General features: G+C 56.0%; 19 protein-coding genes. 15 read left to right on the forward strand and 4 right to left on the reverse strand.

Features of this window, described 5'->3' with window-relative positions:
• Positions 1-332: 332 nt before the first annotated feature.
• The 13 genes from hypB (at position 333) to KA369_19865 (ending at position 15,775) form a co-directional block, all read left to right on the forward strand.
• A complete protein-coding gene (hypB, locus tag KA369_19805) occupies positions 333-998 on the forward strand; it encodes a hydrogenase nickel incorporation protein HypB (protein ID MBP7738230.1) in 666 nt (221 codons plus the stop codon).
• 33 nt (positions 999-1,031) lie between these two features.
• Positions 1,032-2,468 carry an MBOAT family protein gene (locus KA369_19810; protein ID MBP7738231.1) on the forward strand — a complete coding sequence of 479 codons (1,437 nt, stop codon included), beginning with the start codon at positions 1,032-1,034 and terminating at the stop codon, positions 2,466-2,468.
• A gap of 2 nt (positions 2,469-2,470) precedes the next feature.
• Positions 2,471-3,619, forward strand: coding sequence for a hypothetical protein (locus tag KA369_19815; GenBank protein MBP7738232.1), 1,149 nt, complete (start codon positions 2,471-2,473; stop codon positions 3,617-3,619).
• Positions 3,620-3,791: 172 nt separating this feature from the next.
• Positions 3,792-5,621: a long-chain fatty acid--CoA ligase gene (locus tag KA369_19820; GenBank protein MBP7738233.1), complete on the forward strand. Its 1,830-nt coding sequence runs from the start codon at positions 3,792-3,794 to the stop codon at positions 5,619-5,621.
• 177 nt (positions 5,622-5,798) lie between these two features.
• Positions 5,799-6,395 carry a Crp/Fnr family transcriptional regulator gene (locus tag KA369_19825; protein MBP7738234.1) on the forward strand — a complete coding sequence of 199 codons (597 nt, stop codon included), beginning with the start codon at positions 5,799-5,801 and terminating at the stop codon, positions 6,393-6,395.
• A gap of 153 nt (positions 6,396-6,548) precedes the next feature.
• Positions 6,549-7,115, forward strand: a complete 567-nt coding sequence (locus KA369_19830; GenBank protein ID MBP7738235.1) for a DUF4405 domain-containing protein — start codon at positions 6,549-6,551, stop codon at positions 7,113-7,115.
• Entirely contained in the window at positions 7,112-7,897 is a 786-nt protein-coding gene (gene ubiG, locus KA369_19835; protein ID MBP7738236.1) for a 3-demethylubiquinone-9 3-O-methyltransferase, read from the forward strand. Before KA369_19830 ends, ubiG begins: the two co-directional genes overlap by 4 nt.
• An 85-nt stretch (positions 7,898-7,982) precedes the next feature.
• On the forward strand, positions 7,983-8,669 hold the full coding sequence (locus KA369_19840; GenBank protein ID MBP7738237.1) for a histidine phosphatase family protein: 687 nt from the start codon (positions 7,983-7,985) through the stop codon (positions 8,667-8,669).
• Positions 8,670-8,743: 74 nt separating this feature from the next.
• Positions 8,744-10,171 (forward strand): leucine-rich repeat domain-containing protein, encoded by a 1,428-nt coding sequence (locus KA369_19845; protein MBP7738238.1) that lies wholly within the window; start codon positions 8,744-8,746, stop codon positions 10,169-10,171.
• A gap of 86 nt (positions 10,172-10,257) precedes the next feature.
• Complete coding sequence (locus KA369_19850; protein ID MBP7738239.1) at positions 10,258-13,185, forward strand: TIM44-like domain-containing protein; 2,928 nt, start codon at positions 10,258-10,260, stop codon at positions 13,183-13,185.
• Positions 13,186-13,275: 90 nt separating this feature from the next.
• The gene (locus KA369_19855; protein MBP7738240.1) at positions 13,276-14,916 is read left to right on the forward strand and encodes a DUF2207 domain-containing protein; all 1,641 of its coding nucleotides are present in this window, start codon (positions 13,276-13,278) and stop codon (positions 14,914-14,916) included.
• Between the two features lie 2 nt (positions 14,917-14,918).
• Positions 14,919-15,134 carry a YwbE family protein gene (locus KA369_19860; protein ID MBP7738241.1) on the forward strand — a complete coding sequence of 72 codons (216 nt, stop codon included), beginning with the start codon at positions 14,919-14,921 and terminating at the stop codon, positions 15,132-15,134.
• On the forward strand, positions 15,131-15,775 hold the full coding sequence (locus KA369_19865) for a hypothetical protein (GenBank protein MBP7738242.1): 645 nt from the start codon (positions 15,131-15,133) through the stop codon (positions 15,773-15,775). The genes KA369_19860 and KA369_19865 overlap by 4 nt, the downstream gene beginning before the upstream one ends.
• A 59-nt stretch (positions 15,776-15,834) precedes the next feature.
• Here KA369_19865 and KA369_19870 read toward each other — a convergent pair whose 3' ends face one another.
• From KA369_19870 to KA369_19885, 4 genes are all read right to left on the reverse strand, one after another.
• A complete protein-coding gene (locus KA369_19870) occupies positions 15,835-16,395 on the reverse strand; it encodes a chalcone isomerase family protein (GenBank protein ID MBP7738243.1) in 561 nt (186 codons plus the stop codon).
• A 301-nt stretch (positions 16,396-16,696) separates the two neighbouring features.
• Positions 16,697-17,875, reverse strand: coding sequence for a thiolase family protein (locus KA369_19875; protein MBP7738244.1), 1,179 nt, complete (start codon positions 17,873-17,875; stop codon positions 16,697-16,699).
• A gap of 34 nt (positions 17,876-17,909) precedes the next feature.
• Positions 17,910-19,796, reverse strand: coding sequence for an AMP-binding protein (locus KA369_19880; GenBank protein ID MBP7738245.1), 1,887 nt, complete (start codon positions 19,794-19,796; stop codon positions 17,910-17,912).
• Positions 19,797-19,983: 187 nt separating this feature from the next.
• A complete protein-coding gene (locus tag KA369_19885) occupies positions 19,984-20,556 on the reverse strand; it encodes an SCP2 sterol-binding domain-containing protein (GenBank protein MBP7738246.1) in 573 nt (190 codons plus the stop codon).
• A gap of 286 nt (positions 20,557-20,842) precedes the next feature.
• On the opposite strand from KA369_19885, the gene KA369_19890 reads away from it, so the two are divergent.
• Together KA369_19890 and KA369_19895 are read left to right on the forward strand one after the other, a co-directional pair.
• The gene (locus KA369_19890; GenBank protein ID MBP7738247.1) at positions 20,843-21,451 is read left to right on the forward strand and encodes a TetR/AcrR family transcriptional regulator; all 609 of its coding nucleotides are present in this window, start codon (positions 20,843-20,845) and stop codon (positions 21,449-21,451) included.
• Positions 21,452-21,639: 188 nt separating this feature from the next.
• The gene (locus tag KA369_19895) at positions 21,640-22,746 is read left to right on the forward strand and encodes an acyl-CoA dehydrogenase family protein (GenBank protein ID MBP7738248.1); all 1,107 of its coding nucleotides are present in this window, start codon (positions 21,640-21,642) and stop codon (positions 22,744-22,746) included.
• The last annotated feature ends 21 nt before the right edge of the window (positions 22,747-22,767 follow it).

The raw sequence follows: 22,767 nt of genomic DNA on the forward strand, positions 1-22,767 counted from the left end.
TATCATTCTAATTTTTTGATCCATAGGTTTCTCCATTCTCCAGGGCATGGTTTTCCTCCATGTCCCTAATATAATGTGTAACCTATGTGCCCGGTTTATTCTGTTACCTATCTGTCCGGTTTATACACTTAATAACATCCATATCCAGATAAATTTATTAATTCGGAAGCCCTCTCCCCGTGGGAGAGGGCGCGCCGGAGGCGGGGTGAGGGTAGGCGGCGCGCAGAACGCGGGTGAGGATCTCCGGATAAAAAAAAGTATGGACAGTTTCACCGAGACCTGCCACAAATGTCGTGTTTTTATGACAGCGCAATGAAGGAAGGTTTTCCCGGATGGAAATAAAAATCCTGAAAGACATACTTGAATTAAATAAAAATGCCGCAGCCGAGGTCAAGGACCTCCTGAAACGGAAAAAGGTCTACATGATCGACATGATGAGCTCGCCGGGATCGGGCAAGACCACCCTGAACGACAAGCTCATCGGCGCCCTGAAAAAGAAATACCGCATCGCTGTCATCGAGGGCGACATCAAGACCACCAAGGACGCCGAGCGCCTCGCCGCCCACAACATTCCCATCTTCCAGATCGAGACGGACCGTTTCGGCGGCGACTGCCACCTGGAGAGCACCTGGATCAAAAAATGCCTCGACCAGTTCGACCTGGACAACCTGGACCTGGTCATTATCGAGAACATAGGCAACCTGGTCTGTCCCGCCGAATTCCAGCTGGGCGACGACGAGCGGATCGTGGTCCTCAGCGTCACCGAGGGCGAGGACAAGCCGGCCAAGTATCCCCTCATGTTCAACACCTCAGACACCATGGTGCTGAACAAGGTCGACCTGCTCCCCCATCTCGATTACAGCATGGACGAGCTGATGGACAACATCAAAAAGGTGAACCCTACTATCAATATTTTCCAGGTCAGCGCCAAGACCGGGGCCGGCATGGAGCCGCTGCTGAAGCATATCAGCGACAATATCGAAAGGAAAATACGCTAAGCGCAGCCGCGAGGCCGCTTTGTTCGGACAGCCATGGGATTTACCTCTATAATTTTCCTCTTCTATTTTCTTCCGCTGGTGCTGCTGCTGTTTTTTTCAGTGCCGGGAAAGCTCAAGTTCCCCCTCATCCTCGGGGTGAGCTACCTGTTTTACCTCTGGGGGTCCCCCACCGGGGTCGTGGTCCTGCTTTTAGCGACGGTCATGGACTACCTCTTCGGAAATGCCATCCACGGCGCCGGCGACCAAAAGAGGAAAAAACTGCTCATAGCCGTCTCGGTGACTCTCAACATCCTGGTCCTGGTCTATTTCAAGTATACCAATTTCTTCATCGGCGAGATCAACCGCCTCCTGGGAAGCCTCGACATGGCGACCATCTCCTGGAAGGTCGTCATCTTTCCCGTGGGGATATCCTTTATCACCTTCCACAGGATAAGCTACCTGGTGGACATCTATTACGGCAAGGCGGCGCCGGCGAGGAATATTTTCGAATATGCCCTCTACCTGGTAATGTTCCCCAAGGTCACGATGGGCCCCATCGTCCCTTACCGCGACATCGCGGAACAGATAAAGAAGCCGCAGTTCACCTTCGAGGACATCTTCGAGGGAAGCATCCGCATCTGCATCGGCATCGCCAAGAAGGTGCTCCTGGCCGATCCGATGGGCAACGTGGTGAACGGGATCTTCAGCATGGACATTTCCTCCCTGACCGTGGGATACGCCTGGCTCGGCGTCGTATCCCACAGCTTCCAGATCTATTTCGATTTCGCAGGATACACGGACATAGCCATCGGCATCGGGCGCATGATGGGGTTCACCCTCCCGGAAAACTTCTATCGGCCCTACTGCGTCGGCAATTTCACGGAGCACTGGAAGCGCTGGCACATCTCCATGGTCAAGTGGTTCAGGGAATACCTTTACATCTCCCTGGGGGGCAATCGCGTCAGCAAACTGAACACCTACCGCAACCTCTGGGCTGTGTTCATCCTCTCCGGTTTCTGGCACGGCGCCAACTGGACATACCTGGCCTGGGGCATCTATAACGGCCTTTTTATTTTCCTCGAACGGATCTTTCTCCTGAAGATACTGAAGCGCCTCCCAATGCCGCTGCAGGTGCTGCAGTTCTACATGGTCCTCCTGGTCGGGCACGCGCTGTTCCGGTGCACCACCATCACCGAGGCCTTCAGGTACATACACCGCATGTTCGACGTGACGGCCATCGGCGCGATCAAGTCCCCGGTGCTGCTGACGAACCTTATCGGCAACAGGGAGCTCTTCGTCTTCTTCGTGTGCGTGGTCATCTGCTTCTTCCCGGAACGGTACCTTGACAAAATCCGCGAGCTGGTCGCGACTCGCCTGAGCGAGCGGAGCGTCACGGGCCTGAAGATCGCCGGCGCCTGCGTCCTGGTGGTGTTTTCCCTGATGGCGATGATAAACAACAGCTTCAGCCCATTTATATATTTCAGGTTCTAACGATGAACGGAAAAAAAGCATTCATAATCGCCGCCAACCTCGTCATCGCGATCTTCGTGATCCAGACGCACCTGAAACCGTTCCCCGACATGGTCCTGAAGGGCGCGGAGCAGAAGATCCCGCTCCAGATGCCGACGGGAGCGGACCTCTTCAGCGGAAAATTCCAGGCCGCGGTGGACCAGTGGCTCAAGCAGCATGTCGGCTTCAGGGGATTCTTCATAAAGTGTGACAACCAGGTCAACTACTCGCTCTTCAGCGAATTCTCGCGGAACAACCCCCGCAAGGTCGTCCTCGGAAAGGACAAGTACCTCTACGAGCAGCCTTACATTGACTATTACAACCGCATCAACCAGGCCAAGCCGGAGGCCCTGGAGGCGAAAGCCGTATCGCTGAAGCTTTTACAGGAAAAGCTCCTGAAAAAAAACGTCAGGCTCCTGCTGCTGATCACCTCCAGCAAGACGAGCATCTATCCGGAATTCCTGCCGGACCGGTTCATCCTGCGCGACAACCTGGGTAAAAACGATGAGTATCAGAATTTCCTGCCGGTCCTGAGAAAACACGGCATCAACCATATCGACGGACGGGAACTGCTGCTTCAAAAGAAAGCCGCCTCTGAGCCGAACCTCTACCCCACCAGCGGCTCCCACTGGAGCCTCTACGGCAGCTACTTCTTCACCACTGCGCTCGTCGATCGGATCGAACGGCTTCTCGGAAAAAGGGTGACCCATATCGGCTGCAAAAAGGTCGCGCGGACCCGGGAGCCGTTGGAGCTTGACAGCGACATAGCCCGCCTCGGCAACATCCTGTTCACGCGGAGCCTCTTTACCGAATACCTCTATCCCGAGACCTACCCCGTCGGCGGCGCCGGTTCATACAAGCCCAGCATGCTGATGGTGGGCACCAGCTTCTGCTGGAATATCATACCACATCTTGAGAAGAACGGCTTCTTCTCGCGCCTCAATTTCTATTACTATTTCAACACCGACCATTCATTCCCCGCCGGGCGGCACGACCCGATCGACAAAGCCCGGGTCGACTGGAAGGGAGACATCTTCAAGCGGGACATCATCCTCATTGAGATCAACGAGATCGCCTTCAATGAAACAGGCTTCGGCTTCATAGAAGAAGCCCTGCGTGAACTGGACAAATAGCGGATTCCGTAACATTCCTCATCCGTGCCGCCGGACAAAAATCAGCCCAAAATAAAAAATGAACTGGCATGTCAGTTTTTTCTTGCATTTTTATGTGACAAATCTACGATTGTCAGACTGGCTGGACGGATTATTTTACTACTTTTTACCACATATATAAATGGGAGGTTCCATGAGCACGCTGAATCTTAAAAACACTACGGTACCGGTAGCATTCCGGGAACAGGTCGCGAAATACGGCGACCGGGCCTGCGTCGCCTACCGTGACGCAAAGCTCGGCAAGTATATCGACATATCCTGGAACGAGATGAACACGAGGGTACGGCAGCTCGGCTGCTACCTGATATCCGCCGGCGTCAAAAAAGGCGACCGCGTCGCCCTCTTTTCGCACAACAGGCCCGAATGGTGGATATCCGACCTGGCGATCCTGTCCGTGGGAGCGGTCAATGTTCCGATCTACGGAACCAACTCGGCCAAGGAATCCCGCTATATATTGAGCAATTCCGGCGCGAAGATATGCATAGCCGGATCCAGGGACCACATGGAAAAGATACTGGAGGCGAAGAAAAAAGTCCCCGGGTTCAAAACGACCATCGTCATCAATAACATTAAAGCGCCCAACAGCTCCGTCATTACCTTCGAAGACGCGCTGAAAAAAGGGGCCGCCTTCAAGAACCAGGGCGAGATTGACAAGAGAATGAAAGCCATCAAGCCGCAGGACCTTGCGACCATCATATACACCTCGGGCACCACGGGCGATCCAAAGGGGGTCATGCTCACCCACGACAACTTCGTGTCCGACGCGCGCCAGATCAACAACGACTTCAGCGAGTACATCAACGACACCCACGTGCTTCTTTCCTTCCTGCCGCTGTCGCACTCGCTGGAGCGGACGGCCGGGTATTACTTCCCTCTCTTCGCCGGATGCACGGTCGCCTTCGCCGAGGACTTCGGCAAGGTGGTGGACAACATGAAGGAGGTCCGGCCCACCTTCATCATCAGCGTGCCGCGGCTGTACGAAAAGATTCACTCGGTCATTCTTTCCCGCCTCCCCGAGGCGCCGAAGGCCAAGCAGTTCCTCTTCAAGCTGGCGGTGGCCACCGCGAAGGAAAACCTCCCCTACGTGTGCTCCGACAAGCCCCTTCCCTTCTTCCTGGGTCTCAGGGTCAAGCTCTTCGACAAGCTGGTGTTCGCCAAGTTCCGCGAGGGCCTCGGCATGGACCGCATGGAGTTCGCCGTGTCCGGCGGCGCGCCCCTCTCGATATCCGACGCCGAGTTCTTCATCGGCATGAAGATCAAGATCCTGGAAGGGTTCGGCCTCACCGAAACCACGCCGGTGACGAACGTCAATCCGCCCTGGAAGATCAAGCCCGGCACCGTCGGACCGGCCCTTTCCGAGACCAAGGTCAAGATCTCCGACGAGGGCGAGCTCCTCATCAAGGGGCCCCAGGTCATGAAGGGATACTACAAGAACCCCAGGGCGACGAAGGAGGTCTTCACCAGGGACGGATGGTTCAGGACCGGCGATCTGGCGAAGATCGACAATGAAGGCTACGTCTCCATCACCGGCCGCATCAAGGACATCATCGTCACCGCCGGCGGAAAGAACATCTCGCCGCAGAACATCGAGGGGAGCCTCAAGGCCTCGAAGTTCATCGAGCAGGTGGCCATCATCGGCGACCGCCGCAAGTACCTGTCGGCGCTCATCATCCCCTCCTTCGAGAACGTGCAGAAATGGGCCAAGACCAAGGGCCTCACCTTCTCGAGCAATAGCGACATGGTGAACAGCAAGGAGGTCTATGACCTGATCCAGGGCGAGATCACGCGGGAGATGAAGAGCTATGCCCGGGTCGAGCAGATCCGGAAGTTCACCCTCCTCGACGCCGAATGGACCCAGGACACCGGCGAGATCACACCGTCCCTCAAGGTGAAGCGCAAGGTCGTTGAGGAAAAATACAAGAACGATATTGAAAAGATGTATCCCGCCGGGGGAAACGACTGATAGTTAGCGACGGCGCGGTTTACACCGCGCCGTTCTTGTTTTCATGACACTATTTTCTACTCCCCCCCCGCGTCTCCGCGAGAACATAAATTGGCTTGCAATCATATCCCGAGCATAGTATCCATGCTGAGAGGGCCCTTGTTTGGCCTGACACAATCGGCAAGGAACAGTCGGATAATGAAAAAAGAATATGAAGACATTATTAAAAAAAGATTCCCTTTTGAAGATGGGGATCTGAATAAATTACTGGGCATCATAACGATACGGAATGTCCCTGCCGGGACGATCCTGCTCCGCGAAGGGGAAATCGCGTCCATACTTCACCTGGTTATCAAGGGCTGTCTCCGCACCTATTTCGTAAAAGACACGGGCGCTGAAGTAACGTCGCAATTCTTCATAGAATCACAGGTGGTGGCTTCCTTCGAGAGCGCGGTTACCCGGACACCCGGCAATCAATACATCGAGGCCATTGAGGATTCCACCATAGCATTCATCCCCATGGAGGAACTTGAAAAACTTTTCATGAACAACGCCACGGCCATAGCCGGCTTCAACAGGTTCATCATGAACAGGCTGATCTACTACATGAACCAGCACGCGTCGTTCATTCTCGATTCCCCGGAACAAAGGTATCTCAAGCTCCTGAAAGAATTCCCCGGGCTGGCATCAAGGCTGCCCCAGCAGTACATCGCCTCATTTCTCGGCATCACCCCCGTCTCGCTGTCCCGGATCCGTGCCAGGCTTAAAAGAAGCGGGGTGTTATTGCAAAAATAGAATTTACTGTCCTCTTAACAAAGGATAATTGCGCGGACCCATTCCCGTGATATATTTTAACCATAGCCGCCGGTCACAGGCATCCCCGGGTTATTGCTGATGACGGGTGAAGCCCTTTTCACCGGAACCGATCCAATAGATGAGGATGGAACCATGAACAAATCTGACACGATTCACAGTGCTGCGAAAAAACAGTTCTATCTGAATCTTTTTAACCTGGCACTTTTTTTACTCCTCGCTATCACCGGCCTCCTGCTCCAGGTCAATTACCACATGCACCATCTCCCCAATGGCCGCGAGGTCCTGGGATTAAACAGGCACGGGTGGCTCCTGCTGCACAAGCTGTCGGCCGTCATGTCCCTGGCCGGCATAACCGCCCACTGCCTGCTGCACCGGAGATACATTGCGACAACCACCAGGAGAATAATAGCCCGAAGGTCCCTCGCGAAGGTGCCGTCATCATATTACACGGTTGTTTTATACGTGCTGGCATCTCTCACGGCCCTGATACCGTGGATTTTTTTCGGCCAGGGCCACGGCCATGGTGGCGGGAGGCGCTTCGTGGAGATACACGACAAGCTGACATTGCTGCTGATCATTGTCACCGCCGCGCATATCATATCGAGGGCCGGCCGGATGTGGAACACGGCCATGAAAATGGCATACAGGAATGCGAATTCACCGAAGCTTGATCCTCTCGGAGAACAAGAAGTAGAATGAAAACCATAAATAACGACTACGATTCCATCGCCCATCTCTGGTGGTCAGAGGAGGAGGGATCGACCGCCACCATCAGGTATTTCATCAACCCGGTGCGTTTCAATTATTTCAAAAAGATACTGGATGCCCGATTTCCCTCAGGATATTCCGGGATGAAAGCCCTTGACCTCGGCTGCGGCGGAGGGATTCTCTCAGAGGATCTCTCGCGGATAGGGCTGCGCGTCACCGGCGTGGACCCCTCCGGGGAATCGCTGGCTGTCGCCCGGGAACACGCCGCCCGGGGCGGCCTCTCCATCGATTACCTGACCTCATCCGGGGAAAAGCTCCCCTTTGGGGACGGCTCCTTCGACATGGTGTTCTGCTGCGATGTCCTTGAGCATGTCAGCGATCTCGGTAAAGTCATATCGGAAATATCCCGGGTCATCAAAACCGGGGGCGTCTTCTTTTTCGACACCATCAACCGGACCCTGATAAGCAGGGTCGCCATCATCTACTTCATGCAGGAATGCGGCCTCACGGCCTTCGGCAGGGGCGATGACCACCTCTGGTCCATGTTCATCAGGCCCGGGGAGCTGAGAGAGCTGATGTCGCGTCATTCCATGGCCCTGGCCGATTTGAAAGGGATAGAGCCGCGGCGCATGGGTCCGTCGATTCTCCTGAATTTATACAGGGCCTCTCGAAAGAAGATCTCCTACAGGGAGCTGGGCAAGCGCATGGATTTCACCGAGACCGATCACCTCGACTGCTCCTACATGGGCTACGGGACAAAGTCCGGCGATTGACAATTCCTCCACCTCCTCAGACAACTCTATTGAAAAAATTTTTGTTGAAATGAATTTCAACATCCTGTACTAATCCATGGCGGCCATGTCATCATCACAGATCCATGCCGACACCAAGGAACAGGCGGAGAACAATATCACCGTGACAACGATACTGGCCGTCAGGCACGGCGAAACTGAATGGAACAGGATCGGCAAGCAGCAGGGCCATCTGGACAGCAATCTCACCGCGCTGGGATTGGAGCAGGCCCGGAGGACCGGGGACCAACTGGCACGGCTTTCCTGTGATGTCATCTACTGCAGCGCCCTGGGCAGAGCCATACGAACGGCTGAGATAATCGCCCGGCGGACCGGCCTGGAAATCGCGCGCGACAGCGGATTGAATGAAAGAAACCTGGGAATAGTACAGGGCCATACGCTTAAGGAATTCGCCGCCGCATACCCGGACGAATATGAGCGCTACATCTCCAACGATCCGGATTATATTATCCCCGGCGGAGAAAGCGTACGACAGCGCTATGAAAGAACCATGAACGCCGTGAAGAATATAACGGGCCGCAACGCCGGCAAGACTTTGATCCTGGTCATGCACGGGGGAAACCTGGACAGCCTCTTCAGATACGTGCTGGACATACCGCTTCAGAACCCGCGAAACTTTTCCCTGGTCAACGGGAGCATCAACACCTTTTCCGTGGAAAACGATGCATGGAAAGTGGCATCCTGGGGAGAGGTGTCCCATCTGCTGGACATAGGGGCGCTGGACGATTTTTAATATTTGCGCGACGGATTTTTGGACATGATTAACGGCGGCATGCCGAAAGGCATGCCCCGGCAGGAACGAAAGCCATGAAACATTCCGGTACCATAGTCAATCTTCTCTTCGCTCTTTTCATACTTTTCTACGAGTTCTTCTTTAACGCCCTCTACTCGCGGGTCACGGGCGGGACATTGCAGGAAGCCACCCGTGAAGTGATTTACGGCGGGAGGACGGATCCGGTCCTGGGCGCGGTCATTGTGGCGGCCGTCGCGGCGGAGTTCATCGGCATCCTGCTGAAGAAGCGGGCCGCCGCCGGGTCCTTAAAGGGGGGGTTCGGATTTTTCCTCTGGACCCTCCATACCGCGGTGACGACCATCATGGTGATGACCGCCTCCAAGGCCTTCGGGGCGGACCTTGACAACATGGGCTTCGCCGCCGGGGCCGCCCTCTTCGCCAACATCATCAAGGAGCTGGCCCTCCTGGGAATCCTCTGGTACGAAACGCCGTCGCGCCTTTCCATGGGGCAGAACATCGCCGCCGACGCATGCATCCTCTTTTTCTACTGCACCGGTTTTTCCACGGGATGGAACGTGATCAGCTTAACGCCGGGAAGCAACCTCCACCAGCACCTGTCGAATATCCCGATCCTCATCCTGTACACCATCCTGGCAATGATCTTATTTTTAGTAATGTACCTTCCGCTCCGCATCGGTTATTACTTGACGGAGAGGATTGAGACCAACCGCGACTTTTACAAGTTATCCCTCTCCATAGCAACGGTCACCATCGCCGCCATGATCCCCCTGTTCCGGCCCCTCGATCCCGCGGCCCTGAAGCGCTACTGGCCTGCGGAATACGAGAAGCTGAATCAGCCGAAGCGCGCCGCCGTCTCAGAGGACGAGATACCAGCCGGGGTCCGCGGCCTGTGGCCGCTGAAACAGGCCCTTCTCGACCGGCGGATCAAGTTCGTGCAGCTGCAGAACCAGAACATCAGGTCCATTGATCCGATAATCGGGAAGCTCACGACCATTCAATCGCTGAACCTCAATGACAATAAAATCAACGGCCTTCCCCCGGAATTCACGAATCTCGCAAGCCTGGCGTCTCTATACCTGGCCCGCAACGGTCTGATGGAAATACCGCCCCAGATCTTTTCCCTGAAAAGGCTCATGAGCCTTGACCTCTCGGGCAACAGGATAGCAAGGGTCCCCGAAGAAATCAGGAACCTCCAGCGCCTTGCCATCCTTGACTTCTCCAATAATCGCTTATCGGAATTTCCCGCATCCATCCTTTCTCTGACAGGCCTCTACTCGCTCGACCTGTCAGGTAACGGAATTGCATCCATCCCGGCCGGCATATCCCGACTCGAGAACTGCGCGAAGCTCGATATATCCCACAATCGCCTTACGCGATTCCCGGCCGAGGTGCTGAAGATGAAAAAGCTGAAGGAGCTCGATATCACCGGGAACCCCATTCTTGACGTGCCGTCAGGCCTGCCCTTCACCGTGAAGAAATAAAGCCGCCGGCAAGGTCCCGTAAAATATCCTAAATATTATTTGACAGGCGCCCGCATAGCGTTATCCTCCCCGTGGAGGTACGGCACATGAACCAGATCACCCGCTCAATCAGCACAATCACGACAGTATTATTTTTTCTGATACTGATAGGCGACGCGGCGATCACGCTTCACGACGCCCTGGGCCGGGCCGGCCGCGGCGGAAGCTACCGCTCGTCAAGCTCAAGCTCCAGCTCGAGCTCCAGCTCCGGCTCATCCTGGCGGTCCAGCAGCTCCCGCGGCTCGTCGTCATATTACCGCAGCTCGTCATCGACGAGCTCATCGTCAACATCATCAAGCACATCAACATCGTCATCCTCGTCATCAACCTCATCCAGCTCGGGGTCGTATACGCCGACTCCGAAGGTAGTCAAAGAATACGACAATTACTACAGCTTTAACGCCTGGTCCGCGGTCCTCACTGTTAACCGCGACGGCTCTGTCGACGTGACCGAGACCTTTGACGTGACCCTGACGGAATACCAGTATGGCCTCCTCCGTACCCTGGACCCGGTATTCCAGAACGAAGGCAAACAGTACAACACACTGATGGTAACCGACCCGAAGTGCACCCAGGGATACGCGGAATACAAGGACGGCGTCATCCAGTTCGGATATAAAGACAAACTGGTGAAAGGGAGGCAGAATTTTACTCTGAATTACCGCGTCACCGGCATGATAGTGCCGGCAGGGAAAGGGGCCCGGCTCCAGTGGCGACCGCTTTTAAATTGGTTCGTAAAGGGGGCCACCGTCAAAATCATCCTCCCCGACGACACAGCGCCGCTGCGGACAAAACTGCGTGAGATCAAGTGGAGGCTTTCATCGATGTATCGCCGCCTGGAAATGCCCGGCGAGGAGAAGGAGCTGCCCTGCACCGTCGCGGGAAACGTGATATCCTTTCCTTATTCCTATAATTATGACTATACCTGGGAACACTTCCTGGACCTCACCGTTGACCTGCCCGCGGGCGTGATCGACACAGCCGCGACCGTGGCGGGCCTTGAAAAGGCGCTGAAAGATAAACAGCTTCCCTCGGTGCGGGAATACCGGGCCGATATTGCTATAAACGAAGACCGGACCGTTGACAGGAAGGAAACATATTCAGTGGCCCCGGAAAGCACAACCGACAAGACCATCATGAGGAGCCGTCCACGGTTCTATTCCGTATTGAACCGGGAAGCGAAACCGGGCACCGATCCGTGGGTACTGGCGACGGGGGACCAGTATTTCTACGGCTTTGACAAGGGATCGTGCAGCGGCGACGACTACGGGCGGGACCTGGTGTGCGTCCCGATGGAAAAAGGCGGCACAACCCGTTACAACTACTCGACACTGGGGAACAACAACGCCAAAGATCCCTTCTTCTTCGAGCTGCGCATACCCTCGGCGCACGTAAAAAGGGCGGACCGCGTCACCTTCGATATCGCCCTTCCCCCCTTCGTGAAAAAGGAGGAGACGCAGGTAAAGCTCTACCTCATCAGCGGCTTTTTCAGCGGCGCCAACACCTACGGGGTATGGCGCGATTACAGCGACAAAACCAGGGACGAGATACTGCTTCATGAAGCGGATTTTACGAGCAGGTGGGACGGCAACAGGCTGGTCTGCGAATATCCGGCCGGACTCATTGACGAGCAGTTCCTGATCGCCCGGGTGTTCCTTCCCCCGGTGGGCTTCAGGGACGTCGGCGGTTTTAAAAGCGCGCGGATCAGCCTTTCGAACGCCTGGCATTTCAAGAAGAAAAAATTCCTCATCGTATCCTTCATTATGTCCTGCATCCTGGCTGGCGTCATCATCCTCGTTGTCAGAAAGAAAACAAAGGATTCCGGTACGGCCGCAACATCAAAACCGCCCTCACCATCCGAATCCGAGAAATTCATCGCCGAGGTGCGGACCGAGGACCCGGCCTTTTCGCCCGAGGCCTTCCTTGAACGATGCGGCACCATCGCGGGAAGAATCCAGGAGGCCTGGTCCGGCGGGAACATGGCGCCGGTGCGCAACCTGGTTTCCCAGGGCGTGTACAACCGCTTCAGGCTCCAGCTTAAGCTCATGGGGGAGCAGGAAAAGGTCCGGAACCTGATGGGAGACTTCGGGGTGGACAGCCTCTCCATCATCGGCACCTCTCTTTCCCATTCCTACCAGACTATCCACGTGCGGATGGACGCGCATGCGCGGGACGTCACGGTACCGGTTTCCATGGCGGAGGAGGAGAAAAAGAACGCCCTCGCAAAGGCGGAAAAGACCTCCTTCACCGAGATATACTCTTTCACGAGAAAGCGCGGCGCGAAGACCGATGCCGCGAAGAACATCCTCGCCGGCCAGTGCCCCAACTGCGGCAACATCGCGGACGCGGCAGGCGAATCCAACAAGTGCAAGACCTGCGGCACCATCTACAACTCCGGGGAGTTCGACTGGGTCCTTTCGGAGATAACCCAGGACATCGAGTGGAAGGCCGGCTCCGCTGCGGAAATCCCCGGCCTTAACGAGCTCGAGACGAAAAACCTCTCGGTCAACCGCCAGGTGATCGAGGACCGCGCGTCATACCTCTTCTGGCGCTGGATCGACAGCCAGGCACAGGGAAGCGCCGCGCCCCTGGCCCGGGACGCAACGGAGAAGCTGATCGATAAAATCAAGTCCGATAACCAGAGCTCGTGCGAATTCTTTCAGACTGCCGTCGGCTCGGTCGATCTTCTGAAAGTAACAGACGAAGACAAGGATTTCCGCGCCGTGGTGCTGGTGCTCTGGAGCGCCGCCTACAGCGCGGAAAAGGAGCCAGAGCACTTCGAGCATGAACTGAAGCTTCTCCTGTCCAAGCAGATAAAGAACCCTTACGGCTTCGCGGACCACGGCTGCGACACCTGCGGCGCGCCCCTGCCGGAGAGCGACGCTGCTACCTGCGCCTACTGCGGCAGCGCGCTGCAGAAGACGAACAGCGACTGGCTCCTCGACGTGGTCGTGAAGCACAGGGAGGGCTCCTGAGACTATTGTACATAAAAGAAGGCACGAACATAAAACATGCAGGATGGGTCACGTGACCTGCCTGCAACGATTTCTCCCGGAGGCACAAACATGATACTGTTTCCCCGCTCCATCCGCTCCCTTACCGCGGCGATATTCTTCCTGGTGCTGATGGGCGACGCTGTCACCACACATCATGACGCCCTGGGCCGCGCCGGGCGAGGCGACAGCTATCGGTCGTCCAGCTCAAGTTCCAGTTCCGGCTCAAGCTCGGGCTCGTCGCGTGATTATTATGACCGGTCCGGGCGCCTCACCCCCTCCTACAGGTCCACGGCCCCCAGCGGCTCCGGATCATCGGCTCCGCTGGTGCAGTATCCCAAGGAGTATGATGTCAATTACGACATCAACTCCTACTCAGCGGTCCTGAAGGTGAACGGCAACGGAACCGTCAGCGTCACCGAGACATTTGACGTGACCATCAACAAGGAACAGCAGGGCATAGCCCGGCCGATGCACAAGAGATACCTTTACAATGAGCTTGCCATATCGGACGTCTCGTCTTCCCAGGGATTCGCGTATTATATGCCGGCCGACTACGGTTCAGGCTACTTCGCCTTCGGGTATAAGGATAAAAAGGTAACGGGGCGCCACGTCTTCACCCTGAGCTACACGACCACCGGCATGGTGCTCCCCCGCGGGTCCGGGTCCAGGCTGCTCTGGCGGTCCTATATCGGGAAAGAAGCGAAGATAGAAAGCGTGAAAGTGAACATCGCCGGCGGAGTGGCGCCGGTCAGGGCTTTGGCGACCCTGATCCCTCTCAGGGGAGGAACTGCCCAGGGTGCCGGTGACCTTCAATGCGTCATCACCGGGAACCAGGTGACGGTCCCCGTCAACCGGAAGGAGGAAGCCATACTGGACATCACGGTGCACCTGCCACAGGGCGCGGTTGATTCCGCGGCGATGCGGGCCGGGTTGAAGAAGCTACTTGATGAAAACAAACGGAACCCGGCCATCAGGGAATTCCGGAGCACCATGACAATCAACGACAACCTGTCAGTCGACATCGAAGACTCCTACGAATACGCCCCGGACAGCCCCCGTATCCAGATGAAAATGTGGTACCTGGACTACCTGCTTATGTATACGACGGACAAAAAAAACCCGAACAAGGCGCCGGGGTGGGTGCAAAACAAGCTGTGCCTGTACGGCTTCGACAAGAAATCGTGCGACATGGACGATTACAACTTCGACGGGGTGTGCATTCCCACGCCGGAAGCCGGCCAGAATAAAACCGGACTGCGCTATTCAATGCACGGCAACTTCAACCCGGAAGAGCCCTTCTTCCTTGAATTCAAGCTGCCTCCCACGACGGTCAAGATGGCGGACCGCGTCCACTTCGAGGTCGCCTTACCTTCCTTTGTGAAAAAGGATAAGGTCCTACCATTGCTTCATCTGTATACCGGCGGCTTTGACAGCGAGGCCATGCTGGGCGAGGCCGATTTCAAAAGCCGCTGGGAGGGGAGCAGGCTGATCGGCGATTACGACGACGGCCTCTACGACGAGCAGTACCTTAAACTGCGGATAGTGCTTCCCCGGGACGGATTCAAGTCGTCGGGACCGGGCCTCATGGCGCGCATCTCCCGTCACTGGTACTTCAACCGGTGGATTTTCCTCGGCGTGGTCATGGGTATCGTGGTGCTGGCAGTCGGCGGGCCGCTCGCATTCTGGTTCATGAAAAGAAGAAAGGCTTAGGCATGGGACAGACTGACGGGACCGCCCGATCCGGAATAAAGCCCGGCATGAAGGTCGCCATCGTCCTGAAGCAGGACCAGCGCACCGGGAAGCTCACGGAGGGGATCGTGAAGGATATCCTCACCAGTTCGCCGTCCCATCCCCACGGCATCAAGGTGCGGCTGCAGAGCGGGGCCGTGGGCAGGGTGAAGAAAATAGTAAGGGAGGATGAGAAATGACAAAACCATGCATAAAGACCGCAACAATGATCCTGACAGTCATCATGGTCCTGCCGCTGTCATTCTGCGCCATTACGCGCATGTCTTCGTGGTCGGACCCGGCCTACCGGGGAGGACCGATGAAAAAATTCGCCGTTTACGGCCTTTATAAAAAGGTCGAGTTCCGCACAAGGTTCGAACGATCCTTGGCCGGTTATCTGAAAAAACAGGGGATACAGGCCGTCGCCTCCGTTGATTTCATGCCGGCCCTGCTGGTCCCTTCCGACCGTGACAGGGAAATCGAACGGGTAACCCACGCCATAGGGGCGGAGGGCATCCTGATTTTCCGCGTCTCGTCGATCAAGAAGGAAGCATCCTTCCTTCCCGGCGATCCCCACAACTACTTCAGCTACTACTGGAGCTCCTGGGACGAGCTCCATGCACAGAAGGAAGAAAGCAGGATAACCGAGGTGACCCTGGACATGCGCCTTTACTCAAACTCGACGAATCGCCTCGTCTGGTCGGGCCGATCGGAAACGTTCTATCCTGAATCGATAGATGAGGCCGTCGTCTCCATAGGCGGAAAACTCGTAAAAAGCTTCAGGGAGAAAGGCCTTGTCGCGGAGAAATCCGCCCATAAACAACAGCCACATAAGAAATAAAGCAGGGGGACGCCATTGCCGCGTCCCCCGCTCATCAAAGCTTTCATTTCTATGAACGCTTACATTCCCAGCATTCCCTTGCTCAGGTCAGCCTGTATAGAATTGCCGCCGATCCAGATGCCGAAAAGGACCTTCTTGAAAGCCAGGCCTTCGACCAGCGACCTGGCCGCGCCGTTCTTATAGACCTGGGTCCCCTTGCCGGGCTGGTACACGAGATCGTAATAATCGCCGACCTTGATGCCGTCCTTGAAGGTATTGATGAATTTCTCCATGCCGGCCTTGTAGGGACCCACGTTCCCGCCGCTTGACTTTTTAAAGCCTTCCCGCGTGTTCTCCGCCATGCGTTCCGGCGTTACCAGGCCGGACACGATTTGAAGCCGCACCGACATCGGCTCGTCGGCGCCGCAGATCCTGGCGGCGTTGGAATCCTTCGCCTTCAGGTAGAGGGCACCGATATATATATTCATCCCGAACTTCGTCCGCATGCCGGTCCCGTTCAGCACCAGCGCGGTCCCGCCGGCCTTGAAGCTGTCGGGGATCGTAATGCCCTTCACCGTTTTCGCGCCGGCGGCGCAGAGTCCCATAACGACCATGAGCATGACTGCAAACAATTTCTTCATATGATTGAACCTCTCGTGTGAGTTATCCCCCTCCCTCGATGGGAGGCCAGTGCTTTCGGCACATCCTGTGCCTGTGCTGGCATCAACCTCATCCTGAGAACGCGGTCCAGGGGAAGGTGATTGATTTTTTTCAACCAACCTGCAATCTGCCGGACAGGATGTTCCAATGCCGCGGAGGCCACGGATGGCCGGGAGCGGCCCCCATCAAGGGGGAGGGGTTCAGCTTCAGACTGATTCCCAGAACAATGACGACGCGAGGGATGTCCCCCGCGCCGCCATCTTCGCGCATGTGTGATACGGTCTATTTTACTTTCTCGACAAGGAGCGCGGCCGCGTTGCCGAAGGCGCCGCAGAGGGACGCAAGGCCGTACTTCTCGTTGGGGAAATCCGTCTTCAGGACGTTCAGCAGCGTGACGATGATGCGTGCGCCTGACTGTCCCAGCGGATGTCCGAGGGCCAGGGCGCCGCCCCACACGTTCACGCGCTTGAAAGGCGCGTTCTCGTTATCCAGCTTCAGCTCGCGGATGCAGGCCAGGGCCTGGCTCGCGAATGCCTCGTTCAGCTCGACTGGACCGATATCCGCCGCCGACAGGCCGGTCTTCTGGAAGAGCTTCTGGCAGGCCGGCACGGGGCCGATGCCCATGACCGTCGGGTCGCATCCGGCAAGGACGCCGTAATTGAACTTGTAGTGGTACTCGAAGCCGAGCTGGTCGGCTTTCTTCCGGCTCATGAGCAGGAGGGCCGCCGCTCCCTGGGTGAGGGGCGACGATGTCGCGGCGGTCACCACGCCGTTCGGCCTGAAGGAAGAGGTCATAGCCTTCATCTTTTCCGGCTCGGACTTCGACCGGACCCACTGGTCCTTGTCCACCAGCATCTCGGCGCCGCTGTCGTCGACGCCCTTGACCGGGATGATCTCGTTCTTGAACTTGCCGGCCTGCTGGGCCTCGTACGCTTTCTGGTTCGACCAGATCGCCATGTTTTCCATGTCTTCCCGGGCGACCTTGTACACCTCGGCCACCTTCTCGGCCGTGGGCCCCATGGGGAGATCGGCGCCGTTGTAGTACTTGAGGAGGCGCGGCGGGAAATTCATGTTCGCGGCCATGGGGACCTTTTCCATGTCCTCGACGCCGGCGGCGAGCATGATGTCGGCCTGGCCGGTCATGATGGCGCGAGCCGCGTGCATGGTGGCCGACATGCCGGAGGGGCACTGGTTCGTTATCGTGTTAGTCCCCACCGTCACCGGCAGCCCGGAAGCAAGCCATCCCAGCCGTCCGATATCGTTCTGCATGCCGGATATATTCGCGCATCCCACCAATACTCCGTCAAGATCCTCGGGTTTGACTTTCTTGTTCCTTTCAAAAATGCCCTGGTATACATAGGTAAGCAGTTCATCGGGCCTTAGATTCCTGAACCAGCCCTTATCCTTGTGCGCCCTGCCGTTGGGGGTGCGCACGCCGTCGATAAATACAGCTTCTTCCATAATACATTCTCCTGTGATTAAAAAGTGCTTGCCATTACTCGGCATTCGCCATGGAAACCGCGTCCTTCTTCGCCATTTCCCGGAGGAGCTTCTTGTTGACCTTGTGGACCTCCGTCAGCGGCATGCTGTCGATTATCATGACCACCCGGGGCACCGCGTATTTCGCCACCTTCTGCTTCAGGTAGTCGATTATCTCCTGCTCTGTGATGTCCTTCCTGTATTTTTCCCTCGGCTGGATGTACACCGCGACGCGCTCGCTCCCCTCGCGCTCCGGATCGGGGACGCCGACGGTCGCCGCCATCTCGACCTTGGGGTGCTGGTACAGTATATCGTCCACTTCGCGGGAATAGACCTTGTAGCCGGACACGATTATCATGTCCTTGGTGCGGTCGACGATGTAGAAGAACCCGTTCTCGTCGATCCTGACCACGTCGCTGGTATGGATGTACCCCTCCTCGTCGATGCCGGTGCCGAAGTCGGGCCAGTACCCCATCATGCGGTTCGGTCCCCGCAGGAGCATCTCGCCCCTCTCGCCCTTCATCATATCCTCGATTGTAACTTCCTTCCCCGTTTCAACGGAGAGGAACTTCACCTCCACGTCCGGATAGGGGATGCCGATGGTGCCGCGCTTCTCAGCTGATCCGGCGGCCTTCTTTTCCCCGGCACCGGATTTCTTGCTGGTCAGCTTCGCCATCAGCGCGAAGGCCTTGGTTATCATGAAACCGACATTGCGGGCGCCGATCAATCGCAGCATAAAATTGACAAGGGCCAGGTTGCCCGGCATGCTCAGGATCATGGTGTTGATCTTCATTGAGGTGCGCCCCCCGAAGAGGCGCACCAGGAAGGAGGTGTTGAGGTGCGTCGTCGGGGACATCTCGGAGAGGCCGTACCCCTCCATGATCCCGCCCCCGGCCTTGCTCTCGAACTTGTCCTGGACGTTGGTCGGCAGCGCCGCCGACCCGGACACGCCCAGCATCGCGTAGCCGTCCAGCTCCTCCGAGAGCTTCATGAACTGCGTCGGCACGCCGAACTGCATCAGCGGGCAGTGCTCCTTGATCATCCTGATCATGCCGTCGGTGTCCCGCGGATCCGGCACCAGTATCTGGTTGAACCCCAGGAGCGTCATGTTGTGCATGACCGAGTGCCCGTAGGTGTGAAAGAACGGCAGGCCCATGAGGACCGTTATGGCCCCCTTCAGTAAGACGGCCTGGAGCCCGAAGGCGTACATTCCCTGCATGCTGTTGGCATAGATATTCCGGTGCGTCAGCATGCACCCCTTGGCCAGGCCCGTCGTGCCCCCGGTGAACATGAGGGTCTCGATGTCGTTCTCGACATCAAAGGAAATATCGGGCGGCGACGGCGGCGTCTTGTCGATGAGATCGGTCATCCACAACGCGTCGGCGGGAATAGCGCCCCCCCTGGCCGCGGCACTGTGGCCCGCGCCTCTTGAAAAATCGTCGAGATCGCATAATATCAGGAATTCTATTTTGCATTTTTTCATTACCTGCGCGGCCACATCGGCATGCTCGGTCAGGGTGACCAGGGCCCGCGGCTTCCCCTCTTTGAATTTGTGCTCCAGGGAATCAACAGAGTCAAGGGAGCTGCTGGGGATATGGACCAGGCCCGCCCGCGATATGGCGTAATCGGTCAGCACGAACTGGATCGATGTGGGAAGTATGGCGGCGACACGGTCCCCTTTTTTCAGTCCCAGATTGAAAAGGGCTGTCGCAAGGCGGTCGACCTTGTCCTTCAGCTCCGGGTATGTGAGTTTATGATTATATTGTATGAGTCCGTTTTTTTTATATTTTTTTGCTGTGGCATAGAGGAGTTCGTAGACCGGCTTGTCAGGATACGGTTTCAACGTCACCGGTATTCCCGTTACCGCGTATTCCTTGTGCCAGGGCAATGATTGGTTCTTCATGGTGCTCCCTCCGATCCGTGAATAAAAATAGAAAATTATCAGGGGTATCATTCGCCTCCACAATTAAACCGGCCCTCCGGTTTTATTATGCAAGCTCCTGATCCCCCGATAACTATCAGACTTAAACCGTGTATCTGGAAATGGTCAGTGCCCGGCCGCGCTCCGCTGTGGCGCGGAATATCCGGTATTAGCTGAACAGCGGTTGCGTTCCCATCGCGAAGGCCATGTCGCCTTCGATCTTCATGGCCCCGGACATGAACAGGTTGACCGGGTTCGTTTCTTTTCTCATGAGGGCGCTGGTGTCCTTGGCGCTCATCTTGAAAACGGAGCTCGGATCATTGGCGCCGTTCAGGATCGCCTGGAGCTTGACGATGCTGCCGTCATCGTTGGTGATCTCGGCCACGAAGCTGCCTTTGAGCGAATTCAGCGCGTTGTACTTGGCCTTGTTCAGGTCGTTCTGGATCCCGAGAATCATGTCAAGGTTCTGGGTCTTGATCATCTTCTCGATGTCGTCCTTGCTCACTTTCAGCCTGAGCTTCGGGTTGGCTATGTCGCCCTTCTTGAACTCTACGTTGGCGCCGTTCTTCAGGGTGTAGCTGTACTGTTCGCCGGACACGTCAACGACCATGGTGATCTCGGTTCCGGCGAGATCGGTGGCCGCGTTCGAGCTTGCCAGCATGTCCTTTGATACGCTCGGCATTATCTCTGCAAAAAGTTTTTCAACGCTGGTGTCAGCAGGTATAGTGGGTATTGAAGCCATAGGGCATCCTCCTTGGGGTGTGTGATAAAATTTTTTAAAACTGACATGTCAGTTTTACCATGCGGTAAAATACGTCAATTATTTTTTTGACACGCGCCAAAAAAAATAAATTCCATTGACAAAAAACGGCCTTTATTTTATTTTAGACTGACATGTCAGTTTTATCAATGCCGCGAATATTGTCAATACTAATTTACGGCGGCGACATAAAATATGACATATCGAACGCGGTGTCGGGATTTCCGACGAAACCGAGCGCCGCAAACAATGGAGACCGCCATACGCCATGAAAGCCATTGAACGGAAGCAATTGATCCTTGACCGGGCGAAACACCTGTTTTCCCAGAAAGGGTATTACAACACCCAGATCTCGGATATCGTCGACGACGCCAAGATAGCCAGGGGCACCGTATACCAGTATTTCAAGAACAAGGATGACATTTTCATCACGCTGATAAAGAATTATTACAACGACTGGGAAAAATACGTCTCCCTCGAAATGCACAAGGTGGACCTGGCGGCCATCTCGCCCGTCGACTACCTGACCTTCCGCGTCAAGCATACGCTCCAGTTCCTGGCTAATGACGCGGACCTCTGCAATATCGTCCTCCGGATGGGGATCGGACTGAGCGGCGAGCTTGAAACGAGCATCAAGCGCTTTGAGAAAAAGATCAAAAACCTCATCGTGGGCGACCTTGAGCTCGGCATGCGCAATAACCATGTCCGGGAAGACATAGACATTGAAATGACCGGGAACCTGATAACCGGGGCGCTCCTCCGTGTCGCCCTCAACCACTTCGGCAACAAGAAAAACAAGCGTGACAATGAAGAAATAGAAAAAATGACCCGAGAGATCGTCGCTGTCTTCGCCCCGGCGATTTTTATCAAAAAATGACAAAGTGTTCATAATGCAGGACCTGATCGGGGGGATTCGGCCTCTTTTCATGTAGAACCTCACCCCGGTATTAAATAAAAACATTGTTTTATGACGCTCGTTAAAAAAATAGTTGACTGGCGCGAGGATTGCCGCTAATTGAACTGACCTGTCAGTCTAATTTTGATCCACATGCGAGGAGAACATTTATGGAAGAAAGAGATTTCAGTTTTGGGATGTGCGAGGAACAGCGCACGATGAAGGAGACCATCGCGCGGCTGGTGAAGGGCGTCGTCATTGACAGCGCCCATGACATGGACGAGAAAAAGGCTATCCCCGCGGAATTCATCCAGAAGGTATGGGAGCTGGGGGCGACGATATCGCCGATACCGGAGGAGTACGGCGGATACGGCATGGAGTACTCGCCCATCATGAACACGATCATCCTGGAAGAGCTCGCGGCCGGCGACATGGCCCTTGCCATAGCGGCGACCCTGCCCTCTTCATTCCTCTATCCGATCCTGGAAATGGGAACGGATGATCAGAAGAAAAAGTACATAACACCCTATTGTGACGCGGCCTACAGGCCGTGCACGGTCGCGATCAATGAGCCGCGCTTCAAGTTCGACGCCGTGTCCCTGGAAACGAAGGCCGAGAAGAAGGCAGGCTCCTATGTCATCAACGGGAAGAAATGCTTTGTTCCGCTGGCGAAGGACGCGGGACACATGCTGGTCGCCGCCGGCCTGGACGGCAAGGGACAGCTCTTTATCGTCTCGAAGGATAATCCCGGCATGAAGATCGGCGACCGGGAAAAGAACCTGGGGCTCTACGCCCTGGAGACGTACCCTGTGACCTTCGAAAATTGTGAGGTCCCGGAAGCCGACCGGCTGGGCGGTTCACAGGGCTGCAACTATGGTAAGTTTCTGCAGAAATCCCGCATAGCCCTCGCAGCCATCGGCACCGGCGTTTCCCGGGCTTCCTTCGAATACGCCAGGGACTACTCCCGGGACCGCGTGCAGTTCGGCGAGCCCATCGCGAGCAGGCAGTCCATCGCCTTCATGATCGCCGAGATGGCCTACGAGGTCGACGGCATGAGGCTTCTCGCCTGGAAGGCGGCCTCTGTCCTCGAGGCGGGAAAAGACGCGAAACGCGAATCGTACCTGGCGAAGATCTTCGCCGGCGACGCCGCCATGAAGATAACCGACTACGGTGTCCAGATCCTGGGCGGACACGGGTTTATCAGGGACCATCCCGTGGAGCGGTATTACCGCAACGGCCGGGGCATAGCCATTCTCGAAGGCATGGCGACGGTATAACTTTTTTCAGATATATGGAGG

It is taken from the genome of Spirochaetota bacterium, from assembly GCA_017999915.1.
In the GTDB taxonomy this organism is placed as follows: Bacteria; Spirochaetota; UBA4802; order UBA4802; family UBA5550; genus RBG-16-49-21.